This is a genomic window from Kitasatospora sp. NPDC034533 (assembly GCF_055575155.1).
Genome location: NZ_JBVITE010000018.1, coordinates 65,853 through 78,107, shown reverse-complemented (window position 1 = coordinate 78,107; position 12,255 = coordinate 65,853). Strand labels below are relative to the sequence as shown.

The window sequence follows — 12,255 nt, the reverse complement described above, 5'->3', positions numbered from 1 at the left end:
AGGGCGTCAGCCGGGCCGGGCGGGAGCACACAGCTCCCGCCCGGCCCGATCGCTTTCCGGCCACCGCGCGATCGCGGTCCGGCCGCTCACCACACCCGTCACCAGCGGTCGCGCCCCAGCCCCGCCTGTTCGCACGCGCCGCGCCCGCCCACCACGCGTTCCTCCAAGGGCCGTTCGGCCAGGATCCGCCGCGCCCGGGCGACCGAGGCCCCGGCCGCGTACCAGGGCTTCTCCGCCTGTTCCAGGTCCTGCCGGATCAGCTGGAGCGCGCAGGTCCGCTGCGGGCCGGGGAGCCGGTCCAGGGCGGGCACCGCGTCCGCCGAGAGCCCGCGGACGTTGCGCAGGTCGATGGCCACGGCGTGCGGGTCGGCCCGCAGGGCCCGCTCGTAGCGGGCGACGTTCTGCTCGGCGACGATCGCGTCCGGGCCCATCAGCCCGTACACCGCGACGGTCAGCATGCCGCTGAGCACGACGGCGCGGGGCAGCCAGCCGGCGCCGCGGGTCAGCCCGGCGGTGATCAGCAGCAGGAAGACCACGCCCAGCCAGACCTCGACCACCAGGACCCACAGCCGCAGCCGGGTGAGCCCGGAGGCGTCCACGTAGAACCACATCCGGCCGAGCGCCGAAGCGACCACGACCAGCGCCAGCAGGCAGAGCAGCCCCAGCAGGATCCGTGCCACGCGGCGGTCGGCCGGCGTGGTGCGCGGGGCCCACCGCTTGGCGACGGCCACCACGACCAGGGTCAGCACGGTGATCACGGTCAGCTGCCAGAAGCCCTGCCGGGCGTACGCGGAGCGGCTCATCCCGGTGTTGCGCAGCACCGCGTCCGCGCCGCCGAGCACCACGACGGCCTGGACCACCGCGAAGGCGCCGAACAGCAGGTCGAGCGCGATCAGCGGCAGCGCCCACTCCAGTCGGCGCCGCTCCCGGCCCGGCCGGACCACCGTACGGTCCCAGCGGCGCGGGCCGGCCGCGATGTACGCGAAGCCCAACGTGGTGAGCGCCCCGAGCGCGAACAGCAGGACGCGGGCCGGGACCCGGTCGAGATCGAGGTTCGGGCCGAGGTTGCCCAGCAGGTCCGCCATGGCGGCGTCGGCGCTGGCGAACAGCAGACCGAAGACGGTCAGCAGGGCGGCGGCGACCGCGAGCGCCTTGAGCACCGGGACGATCCGGCCCCGGCCGGGCGGCGTCCGCCGTTCCATGGTCTCCCAGACCCAGACCACCGAGGGCACCAGCTGCCACAGGATGCCGGGCAGCGCGAGCAGCACACCCGGCCAGCGACGGCCGCCGTGCAGGGCCAGCGAGGCCAGTGCCAGCGCGCCGACGACGGCCAGCGCGGCGGGCCGCCCGGCGTCCCACACCGCCGGGACGGCGAGCAGGGCGAGCGCGAGCAGGCTCCACACCGCCGTCCAGGGCCGGATCCGCCGGCCGGCCGACCGGGCGGCGATCCCGGCCCCGACCGCGGTGACGGCGCCGAGCAGCAGCAGGTTGGGGCCCAGGCCGTCGTACAGCAGCCAGGCCGTCAGCACGCCGGTGGCCAGGGCCGCCAGGAGGACCCTCGGGGTGGCCGCCGCCCGGCGCTCGGGGTCGCTGCGGTGCAGCCAGTCGGCGGCCGAGGGGGCGGGCGGGCCGGGCGTCCGGTGCGGGACCGCCTCGGGCCGCGCGTACGGACCGTACGGGTCGAACGAGCCGAACGGGTCGGACGCGCCGTCCGGGCCACCCGCCCCGGACGGGCCGCCCTCCCCTGACGGGCCGCTCGGCGCGGACGAACCCGGCGGATCGGACGGGACAGGCGCGGACGGGGCAGGCACGGACGAGCCTGACATGAGTCCCCCTCAGTGGTCGACGGGCATGCGGAACCCGCCACGGGACGGTCCGCCGACGGGCGCGCTCGGCGCCCGGCCGCTGCCGACTGTAGACCATTCTGAACAAGTTCAAAAGTCAGGACTGAACGCGTTCAGAATCCTGTGACCACCAAGGACTCCCCGGGGCTACCCCTTCACCGATCCGGCCAGCAGCCCCCGGACGAAGTACCGCTGGAGACTGAAGAAGACGATCAGCGGCACGACGATCGACAGGAACGCCCCGGCCGTGAGCAGCTCCCACCGCCCGCCGAGCGAGCCGGACAGCTGTGCCAGCCGTACCGTCATCGGAGCCACCTCCGGTGTGCCGCCCGCGAAGGTCAGTGCCACCAGCAGGTCGTTCCAGACCCACAGGAACTGGAAGATCGCGAACGAGGCCAGTGCCGGGGTGCACAGCGGCAGCACGATCGACCGGAAGATCTTGAAGTGCGAGGCGCCGTCCACCACCGCGGCCTCCATCAGGTCCCGCGGCAGCTGGGCGATGAAGTTGTGCAGCAGGAACACCGCCAGCGGCAGCGCGAACATGGTGTGCGCCAGCCAGACCGTGGCGTAGCTGCCCTTCAGGTCCAACGCCGGGATCAGCGTCAGCGGGCCCAGGTGCGCACCGCCCGAGAACAGCCGCAGCAGCGGGATCAGCGCCATCTGGAGCGGCACCACCTGGAGCGCGAACACGGTGAAGAACACCGCGTCACTCCCCCGGAAGCGCACCCAGGCCAGCGCGTACGCCGCCATCGCCGCCAGCACCAGCGGGAAGACCGTCGCCGGGATGCTGATCGCCAGCGAGTTGACCAGGAAGGGCATCAGGCCGGTGGAGACGCCGGGGCCGCCCTCGAACAGCACCGCGTGGTAGTTGCCGAGGCCGAAGTCCGGGTGCAGGAAGGCGTTCCACCAGCCGCTGCTGGTCACGTCCTGCTTGGGCCGCAGCGAGGTCACCAGCAGGCCGAGCGTCGGGATCGTCCAGAGCACCGTCATCGCGATCACGAACACCGAGGCCAGCGGGCTGCTGAAGGCCTTCCGCACCGCCCCCTCCCGGCCGCCCGGCCTCCGATGCCGACGGCTCACCGCACTCTCCCGCCCCCGCGCACCCGCCCGGTCCCCCGCCCCTTCCCGCGCCCGCGTCCCTTCCCGACCCCGTGCCCCTTCCCGACCGCCCGTGCCGGTCACCGGACCTCACGCTCCTTCCGCAGCTGGACGATGTTGTAGGCCACCAGCGGCAGCACCGCGAGGAAGAGCAGCACCGCGAGGGCGCTGCCCCGCCCGTCGTTGAACTGCACGAAGGACTGCGAGTACATCTCGTTGGCCAGCACCTGGGTGCCGAAGTTGCCACCGGTCATGGTGCGGACGATGTCGAAGGCCTTCAGGGTGATGAGCAGGACGGTGGTCAGCACGACCATCACCGTGGTGCGGATCATCGGCACGGTGACGTACCAGAACAGCCGCACCCCGGTCGCGCCGTCCAGCCGGGCCGCCTCCACGACCTCGTCCGGGATCGCCTTGATCGCCGCCGACAGCACCACCATCGCGAAGCCGGTCTGCACCCAGACCATCACCGCCATCAGCAGGAAGGTGTTCAGCGGCTGCGAGAGCAGCCAGTTCGGCGGATCGTCCCAACCCACGGCGACGGCGAGCTGGCTGAGCAGCCCGATCTGCGGCTGGCCCGGCCCGCGCGACTCGTAGACGAACTTGAAGATGATCGAGGCGCCGACCAGCGAGATCGCCATCGGCATGAAGATCAGCGACTTGTACACCGACTGCCCGCGCATCCGGTCCACCAGGAGCGCCAGCACCAGCCCCAGCCCGGTCGCCGCCAGCGGTACGGCCAGCAGCCAGAGCAGCGTGGTGATCAGCACCTCCCGCACCGAGTCGGAGGTGAAGGCCCAGCCGAAGTTCTCACCTCCGACGAACCGGCTGCCGTCGTCGCTCTGGAAGCTGAGGTAGACCGTGCGGAGCAGCGGCACGACCAGGCCGACGGCCAGCAGCAGCACCGCGGGGCCGAGGAACACCGTGACCGCGAGCGGCCGGGCCAGGCGGCCCCGGGCCCGGCCGGCGACCAGGAAGACCACCAGCAGGATGCCGAGGAAGCCCGCGACGGCACCGAAGGTGTTGCCGAACTTGACCGCCGCGTCGCTCCAGGCGCCGGCCGCCAGTCTCTCGGTGACCAGCCCCTCGGGGGACGCCCCCCTGGCGGCCAGTCCCCTGGCGGCCAGCTCGGCCACGGGCGTCGGGAATCCGGGTACGGACATGGCTGCGCGTCCCTTCGGGTGTGGAGGGGAAGGGGGCGGGCGGTGCGGGTGGGTGGCCCCGCACCGCCCTCGACAGGTGGTCCTCGGTGGGTCCGGCCTCCGGAAGCGGGCCGGCTGTCACACAAGCGCGTCCGGCTCCCGTGTGGGGCGGGCCCGGCTCCCGCCGGGAACGGTCCCGCCCACCGCCGGGACCCGCTCCGCCCACCGCCGGAAGCAGCCCCGCCCACCGCCGGAGGCCGGCCCGGCTACTGCGGCCAGGCGGCGTCGATGTCGGCGGCGGTCTTCTGGATCGACTGCCCCTCGGCGAACCAGGCGGTCAGCGACTTCCACTCCTGCCCGGCGCCCACGGCGGCCGGCATCAGGTCGGAGCCGTCGAAGCGGAAGGTGGCCGCGGGGTCGGTCAGCGCCTCCGCCGACAGCTTGTCGATCGGGTCGGTGTAGAGGCTCTTGTCCACGCCCTGGTTGGCCGAGACCCAGCCGCTCGCGGTCTTCACCCGGCTGCTCGCCCAGTCCGAGCTGGAGAGGTAGTTCTGCACCGCCTGCACCTCCGGCCGGCCGGAGAAGGCCGCCAGGAACTCGCCGCCGCCCTCGACCGGGTTGGCGACGGACGGGTTGACCGCGGGCAGGTGGAAGGCGAAGACGTCCCCGTCCGGGCCGATCCTGGTGCCCTTGGGCCACTGCGCCTCGTAGAACGACGCCTGCTGGAGCATCAGGCACTTGCCGCTCAGGATCGGCGTGCCCGCGTCCTGGAAGGTGGTGGTGGCGATCGACTTCACGTCACCGAAGCCCGCGTTGACCCAGTCCGGGTTCTGCATCCAGTCGGCGACCGTCTTCATCGCGGTGGTGATCTTCTGGTCGGAGAACTTGACCCGGTGGTCGACCCACTGGTCGTACACCTCGCCGCCGTACGAGCCCAGCACCACCTCCTCCAGCCAGTCGGTGGCCGGCCAGCCGGTGGCCGTCCCGGAGGCGATGCCGCCGCACCACGGCTTGGCGCCGCCCGCCTTGGCGATCCGGTCGCTGAGCGCCATCAGGTCGGCCCAGGTCTTGGGCACCTCGTAGCCGGCGGCCGTGAAGGCCTTCGGCGAGTACCAGACCAGGGACTTCATGTTGGCGCTCATCGGGGCCGCGTAGTAGGTGCCGTTGACCGAGCCGTAGGTCTTCCAGATCGGGCTCCACTTGTCCTGGTTGGCGACGGTCTGGGCGGGCGGCTTCACCACCTTGCCGCTCTTCACCATCTGCGCCAGCAGGCCCGGCTGCGGGATGATCGCGAAGTCCGGGGCGTTGCCGCCGGAGACCCGGACCGGCAGCTGGGACTCGAAGTCGTTCGACCCCTCGTAACTGATCCTGATCCCGGTGCACTTGCTGAACTCGGCCCAGGACTTCTCCAGGTTGTCCGACTCCGGGCTCAGGATCGAGGCGAACATCGTCACCGTGGTGCCCGAATGCCCGGCGTACGGCTGGTACTTGGCACAGTCACCGGGCAGCGACTCGGCCGATCCGCCTCCTCCGCCGCCACCCGAACCGCCGGAACTGTTGGAGCAGGCCGCGGTCAGGGCCAGCGCCGCCACCAGGGCGGGCACGGCGGCCAGACGACGGCGGGAACTCGGACGCGGCGCGGACGGGTTGAGGGTCAATGCGGTTCTCCTCGCCAGGGCGTACTGCCGAAGGTGGATTGAACGACATCGCGCTGTACCGGAGACGGGCCTACGGGAGCTACAGGGGATCGCGGAACGGGCCCACGGACGGACGGGGGCCGGGCTGCGGCCGGACCGGACGGGGGCCGGACTGATCGACGACGTTAACGCAGCCGCCGCGCCGCGCCAAGGTCCGCGTTCGACCTTCACCGACCGGTGTCCCGACCGTGACCCACGAGCGTGACCCACGACCGGGTGCCACCCGGACCACCGCCGCCGGGGACCGAGGACCGAAGGCCCCGACCGGAAGCCCGGACGGGACCGCACACTTGACGTCGGGTCAGTACAGCCGGACCGGCAGCTCCAGCAGGCTGTTCACCACCAGCGAGGGGCTCGGGCGCAGCTCGGCGTCCGGCACCGCGAGCGACAGCCCCGGGAAGCGCTCGAACAGCGCGGGCAGCGCCACCCCCGCCTCCAGCCGGGCCAGCGGGGAGCCCGGGCAGACGTGCGGGCCGTGGCCGAAGGACAGGTGCCGGGTCGGGTCCCGGGTGATGTCGAAGACCTCGGCCGTCACCCCGTGCTGGAGCGGGTCCCGGCCGATCGCGTTGTACGAGACCAGCACCGCCTCGCCGGCCGGGATCATCACCTCGCCGACCGGAACCGGCTCGGCGGCGAAGCGGAACAGGAAGTTGCTGGTCGGCGGCGTCCAGCGGAGCGACTCCTCCACCACCGCGTCCCAGGAGACCTGTCCGGAGCGCACCAGTTCCAGCTGGTCCGGGTGGGCGAGCAGCGCCCGCACCGCGTTGCCGATCAGGTTCACCGTGGTCTCGTGCCCGGCCGCGATGATCACCCGCAGGGTGGCCGCCGCCTCCGCGTCGGTCAGCGCCCCGCCCTCGGTGTCGGCCGCCAGCAGCGCGCTCGCCAGGTCCTCCCCCGGCGCCGAACGGCGTTGCGCCACCAGGCCGTTGACGAAGGCGTTCAGCCCGGCGACGGTCGCCTGGATGCCCTCCGGGTCCGGCTTGGTGCCGAAGAACCGCTCGTACAGATCGCGCAGCAGGTCGTGCTCCGACTCCGGCACGCCCAGCAGCGAGCAGATCACCGTCATCGGCAGCGGGAAGGCGAAGGCCGTCTTGAGGTCCACCACCGGCCCGCCCACCGCCAGGGAGTCCAGCAGCGCGTGGGTGATCTCCTCGACGCGCGGGCGCAGCAGCTCCACCCGGCGCGGGGTGAAGGCCTGCGCGACCAGCGCGCGCAGCCTCCGGTGCTCGGCGCCGTCCGTGGTCACCATGCTCGGGCCGGGCACCGCCAGGCCGATCAGCGGCCAGGTCTTCGGCACCTCTCCGCGCTGGTAGGCCGCCCAGTGCGCGGCGTCCTTCACCAGCCGGGGGTCCGTCAGCAGGTCCCGGGCGGCCGCGTGCCGGGTCACCGCCCAGGCGGCGACCCCGCCGGGCAGCTCGACCGGCACCACCGGGCCGGCGGCCCGCAGCAGCGCGCCCTCGGCCGCGTTGTCGGCGGCCTGCGGGTCGAGGACGAATCGGGCCGGGGCAGCGGTCATCGGCAACTCTCCTTCGTACTGCGGGCGTTGGTGGGACACCGCGAACGGTCGCGGGGGTGCGGGGGGCCGGGGGGTGCGGCGGATCAGGCCGGGTGGCCCGGGGTGAAGGCGACCGGCAGCGCCACCAGCCCGCGCACCCAGGCCGACGGCCGCCACACCAGCGCGTGCTCGGCCACCGCCAACCGCAGGTCCGGCAGCCGGTCGAGCAGCACCTCGATCGCGGTGGTGGCGATCACCTCGGCCGTCTCCTGGGCCGGGAACGGGCAGCCGTGCTCGCCGTACGAGTAGCTCATGTGCGCCCGGTTCCCCTCGGCCGGACGGCCGTCGGCCTGCCGGACCGACGGATCGGCGTTGGCCCCGGCGAGCCCGAGCAGGAGCATGTCCCCCTCGGCGATCCGCTGGCCGCCCAGCCGGGTGTCGCGGACCGCCCAGCGGCCGGCGAAGATCTGGGTCGGGGTGTCCTCCCAGAGCGCCTCGTTCAGCGCCTGGCTGATGCTGCGCCGACCACCGGCCAGCGAGGCCGCGAACCGCTCGTCGGTGAGCATCAGCCGCAGCGTGTTGGAGATCCAGTACGAGGTCGGCTGGTGCCCGGCGATCAGCAGCACCCGCAGGTCGCGCATCACCTCGTCGTGGGTCAGCCCGGCCGGGTGCTCCAGCATCCGCGAGGCGACGTCGGCACCCGGGTGCTCGGCCTTCTCCTCGACCAGCGCGAGCATCAGCTCCAGCAGCCGCTGGGCACCGCTCGGCGCGTTCGGGCCGCCGTCCAGCATGGCCAGCAGCGCCGCGATCAACTGCGGCGCCTGCTCCTCGTCCAGGCCGAGCACCCGGCACAGCACCAGCAGCGGCATCCGGTGCGCGTACTCGGCGACCAGGTCTGCCTCGCCGCGCCCGGCGAACCCGTCGATCAGCCGGTCGGCGATCTCCTCGGCGTGCTTGCGCAGTTCGTACGGATCGATCCCGGCCAGCGCGTCGGTGACCGCGCGCGAGCGCCGCACGTGCTCCTCGCCCTCGGCGTAGAGGATCGAGGGGGCGGGCGCCACCATCGGCTTCAGCGGCCAGTCGGCGGGCAGCGTCGCCCAGGCGTGCCAGCGGCTGGAGTCACGGCCGAACAGCTGCGGCTGACCGGTCACCTGCTGGAGCTCGCGGTAGCCGATGACCAGCCAGGCCGGGACGCCTCCGGCCAGCTCGACCGGGGCCACCGGGCCGTGCGCGGCGCGCAGTTCGCGGTAGAGCTGGGCCGGGTCGGTCTGGAAGCGCGGTCCGTACAGCGGCGTGGCGCCGGCGTGCGCCGGGCAGCCCGGGGGTGGGGTGGCGGAGGGCTCGGTCACGGGGTGCTCTCCTCGTGGATCGCGGTACGGGCCCCTTCCGGGTGGGGCCCGTGGGGCAGGGCGGCCTCGCCGTCCGGATCGGGCCCGTAGGGCCGGTCGGCCCCGTCGGGCAGGGCGGCCCCTTCGGGAAGGGCGGCCCCTTCGGGAAGGGCGGCCCCTTCGGGCAGGGCGGCCCCTTCGGGAAGGGCGGCCCCTTCGGGAAGGGCAGCCCCGGACAGCGCGGCCAGGTGGTGGACCAGGGCGATCAGCACCCGCTTGCCGGACTCGCGGTCGCGGGCGTCGCAGTCCACCAGCGGCACCTCGGCCGGCAGGTCCAGGGCCTCGCGGACCTGCTCCAGGGTGTGGCTCGGCTCGCCGAAGTTGTTGCGGGCCACGATGAACGGCGTCCCGTGGTGCTCCAGCCGGTCGATCGCGTACCAGGAGTCCTCCAGCCGCCGGGTGTCCACCAGGACGACCGCGCCCAGGGCGCCGCTGAACAGCCGGTCCCAGAGGAACCAGAAGCGCTCCTGCCCGGGCGCGCCGAACAGGTACAGCACCTGGCGCTCGGAGAGGGTGATCCGGCCGAAGTCGAAGGCGACCGTGGTGGAGCGCTTGCCCCAGGCGCCGGCCGGGTCGACGCCCTCGCCCGCCTTGGTCATCACCTCCTCGGTGTTCAGCGGGCGGATCTCGCTGACCGAACCGACCAGGGTGGTCTTGCCCACCCCGAAGCCGCCGACCACGACGATCTTCAGGGCGTTGTCGGCGGTCGCCCTCAGCGGGGTGCGCGGGCCGGCGGGCCGGGCAGCGCCGACGGCCGGGGCCCCACCGACCGACCGGGCGTCGCCGACGGCGGGAGCCCGACCGGCGGCCGGCACGTCAGAGCCGTTCGAGGCCATGCAGCACCTGCTTCAGCGTGTCGAGGTCGGGCAGCCGGGCCTTGTTCGGCGCGAACCGGGGGTGCCGGGCGGTGACCGCCCCGGACTCCAGCAGGTCGCCGAGCAGGATCTTCACCACCGAGACCGGCAGCGACAGCTCCGCCGCCACCTCCACCACGGCGGTCGGCGCCTCGCACATCCGCAGGATCCGGGCGTGTTCCGACTGCATCCCGGGCGTCGGCTGCCGCTCGGCGACGATCAGAGTGACCAGGTCGAAGGCGTTCTCCGGCGCCCGGCTGCGACCTCGGGTGATGGTGTAGAGGCGGTCCGGGTCGTCGTCGCGGCCCGGCAGCACCGGCCCGGCGTTCATATGCCCGCGCTCTCTGGAGCGGCCTCGCCTTCCGCACCCCGGGCGGGCGCGCTGAGGTGGACCCCGATCTGCTCGATCAGGCCGTGCATGTTGTGGCCGACCACGCCGACGTCCGCCTCCTCGTCCGTCACCACCGCCAGGTGGGCGCCCTCGCCGGCCGCCACGATGCACAGGATGCCGCCGTGGAACTCGGTCATCGACTGCCGCACGCCGCCGCTGCCGTCGCCGAACTCGATCGAGGCGCCGTGCGCCAGGCTCTGCAGCCCGGAGGCGATGGCGGCCAGCTGGTCGGCCTGGTCGGTGCTCAGCCCGGCGGTGTGGCAGAGCTTGAGGCCGTCGGCGGAGAGGACCAGGGCGTGCCGGGTGCCGGGGGTCGCCGCCAGCAGGTTCTCCAACAGCCAGTCGAGGTCACGGTCGGTGGCACTGCTCATGGGGTGTCCTTCTCGGTGACGGGGGAAGCGTCGGGCAGGGGGTCGGCGTCCGCGGCCGGCCCCCCGGCGGGAGGCCGCTCGGCAGCGGGCTGCTCGGCCGTCGCGGGACGGGCGGCGGCCCGGCGGAACGCGCCGAACCGGGAGGCCGCGGTCGCCGCGTCGGTGCGTACGGGCTTCTCGGCCCGGGCCGTCGCGGGGGCGGTGGTGGCCGCCAGGGTCTGCCCTCGGCGCCGCTGCGGCAGGCCGCTGTCGGTCATCGGGGCGGGCGCGGCCGGCAGGGCGGGCACGGTGGCACCCGGCGCCCGGGAGGGCGCCGGCTGTGCGGGGAGCGCTCTCCCGGGCGCCGGGGACCGCAGCGCGGGGACGGAGCCCGCCGGGGTGAGCGCGGGGCGCGCGGCCTCCGCACGCGGCGCCTGCCCCGGCACGGACGCCTGAACGGTCGCCGGGCCGGACGCCTGGCCCGAGTTCGGCGCCGGGGTCGGCACCGGATGCGTGACCAGCTGCTGCGGGATCAGCATCACCACCCCGGTGCCGCCGCGCGCCGACGGCCGGAAGGAGATCTGCAGACCGTGCTTGCGCGCCAGCACACCGACCACCGCCAGGCCCAGCCGGGTACCGGCCGAGAGCGTGGTGAGGTCCAGCGGCTCGGCGGAGACGGCCCGCTCGGCCCGGCGCAGCCAGCTGTCGCTCAGGCCCAGCCCGCTGTCCTCGACGGTGACCGCCAGCCCGGCGGGCACCTCCTCGACGTAGACGTGCACCTCGGCCGGCGGGGCGGAGAAGTTGGTGGCGTTGTCCAGCAGCTCGGCCAGCGCGTGCATCACGCCCTCGGCCGCGTACCCGGCGACCGCGGCGGTGCTGGCGTTGTGCAGCCGCACCCGCTGGTAGGCGCCGATCCGGCCGAGCGCGCCGCGCAGCACCGACTCCACCGCGATCGGCTTGGCCCAGCGGCGGCCCGAGCGGGCGCCGGTGAGCACCGCGATGCTGTCGGCCATCCGTCCCGCCTGGGCGGTCGAGTGGTCCAGGCTCAGCAGGTCCCCGAGGACGTCCTCGTCGTGCCGGTGCTGCATCTCGCGCAGCTCGGCGTGCATGCTCGTGGCCAGTGCCTGCACCCGCCCGGCGGCGGTCGCGCAGACCGCGAGCGCGGCGGCCCGCAGCCGCTCGCCCCGGCCGATCTCCTCGCCGACGGCGCGCAGCAGCGCGTACTGGGGGTGCTTGCGGTGGGCGGCCAGGGCACTGTCCACGGCCGCGCCGGCCCGCAGCTTCTTCACCACCTCGGGCAGCAGTCCCTCGGTGATCCGGTCCAGTTCGGCACGTTCCGCCTCGGCCCGGGCCCGCTCCTGCCGCGCCTCGGCCCGCTGGGCTTCGAGTTCGCCCCGCAGCCGGGACAGCTCGGCGTGCGCGGCGGCGACGTCCGTCTCGGCCCTGGCCTGCTCGGCGCGGGCGAAGTCCCGGTCGGCGAGCGCGGCGGCGGCGCGGTCGGCGGCGGCCGTCTCGGCCTGCCGGGCGGTACCGGCGGCGACCAGTGCGGCCCGGGTCTCCTCGTGCTGCGCGGCCAGTTCCCCGGTGAGGCGGCGGGTGCGCTCGACGCCGCCCGCCGCGAGGCCGACGGCGATCAGCCAGAGCACCGTGACGGCGCCGACCGCGAGGGCGGTCAGCGGCTGGTGCGCACCGAGTGCCCGGGTGATGCCGACCGGCGCGGCGACCAGCGCCAGCAGGACGGCGGCCGCGGTCAGGACGACGGTGCGCGGCGCGGGCCGTCGACGCGATCGGCCGTCGGGGCTGGTGGCTTCTCTCATCGGGGCGGTCCTCGGCAACGTCGGCGGGCGGCGGCGCGGCTGCCGGCCGACGGCGGTCGCCGCCGACAGCCGGTCGGGCGCATACGAGACCGCCCGGCGACGTCGCGAAACGTTCCGGGCGGTTCATCGGTTCACGCTATCGGTCGATCATATCGATTCAGACATTGCCCTCAAGCGGA

General features: G+C 74.2%; 9 protein-coding genes and 1 pseudogene. All 10 read right to left on the bottom strand.

The window, feature by feature from the left end; all coding sequences use genetic code 11:
• Positions 1-98: 98 nt before the first annotated feature.
• The 10 genes and pseudogenes from ACZ55U_RS15925 to ACZ55U_RS15880 all read right to left on the bottom strand — a co-directional run bounded on the left by ACZ55U_RS15925 (position 99) and on the right by ACZ55U_RS15880 (position 12,076).
• Positions 99-1,826, bottom strand: a complete 1,728-nt coding sequence (locus ACZ55U_RS15925; RefSeq protein ID WP_465526631.1) for a DUF4153 domain-containing protein — start codon at positions 1,824-1,826, stop codon at positions 99-101.
• 165 nt (positions 1,827-1,991) lie between these two features.
• Entirely contained in the window at positions 1,992-2,882 is an 891-nt protein-coding gene (locus ACZ55U_RS15920; protein ID WP_465526629.1) for a carbohydrate ABC transporter permease, read from the bottom strand.
• Between the two features lie 140 nt (positions 2,883-3,022).
• Positions 3,023-4,105, bottom strand: coding sequence for a carbohydrate ABC transporter permease (locus ACZ55U_RS15915; protein WP_465526627.1), 1,083 nt, complete (start codon positions 4,103-4,105; stop codon positions 3,023-3,025).
• A gap of 245 nt (positions 4,106-4,350) precedes the next feature.
• On the bottom strand, positions 4,351-5,742 hold the full coding sequence (locus tag ACZ55U_RS15910; protein WP_465526625.1) for an ABC transporter substrate-binding protein: 1,392 nt from the start codon (positions 5,740-5,742) through the stop codon (positions 4,351-4,353).
• A gap of 340 nt (positions 5,743-6,082) precedes the next feature.
• A complete protein-coding gene (locus tag ACZ55U_RS15905) occupies positions 6,083-7,297 on the bottom strand; it encodes a cytochrome P450 family protein (protein WP_465526623.1) in 1,215 nt (404 codons plus the stop codon).
• Positions 7,298-7,380: 83 nt separating this feature from the next.
• Complete coding sequence (locus tag ACZ55U_RS15900; RefSeq protein WP_465526621.1) at positions 7,381-8,625, bottom strand: cytochrome P450; 1,245 nt, start codon at positions 8,623-8,625, stop codon at positions 7,381-7,383.
• A 188-nt stretch (positions 8,626-8,813) separates the two neighbouring features.
• A pseudogene (locus tag ACZ55U_RS15895) lies at positions 8,814-9,500 on the bottom strand (GTP-binding protein); the annotation flags it as partial.
• Positions 9,481-9,849: a DUF742 domain-containing protein gene (locus ACZ55U_RS15890; protein ID WP_465526619.1), complete on the bottom strand. Its 369-nt coding sequence runs from the start codon at positions 9,847-9,849 to the stop codon at positions 9,481-9,483. The pseudogene ACZ55U_RS15895 and the gene ACZ55U_RS15890, both read right to left, overlap by 20 nt.
• Positions 9,846-10,280, bottom strand: coding sequence for a roadblock/LC7 domain-containing protein (locus tag ACZ55U_RS15885; protein ID WP_465526617.1), 435 nt, complete (start codon positions 10,278-10,280; stop codon positions 9,846-9,848). Before ACZ55U_RS15885 ends, ACZ55U_RS15890 begins: the two co-directional genes overlap by 4 nt.
• A complete protein-coding gene (locus tag ACZ55U_RS15880) occupies positions 10,277-12,076 on the bottom strand; it encodes a sensor histidine kinase (RefSeq protein WP_465526615.1) in 1,800 nt (599 codons plus the stop codon). The genes ACZ55U_RS15885 and ACZ55U_RS15880 overlap by 4 nt, the downstream gene beginning before the upstream one ends.
• Positions 12,077-12,255 lie beyond the last annotated feature (179 nt).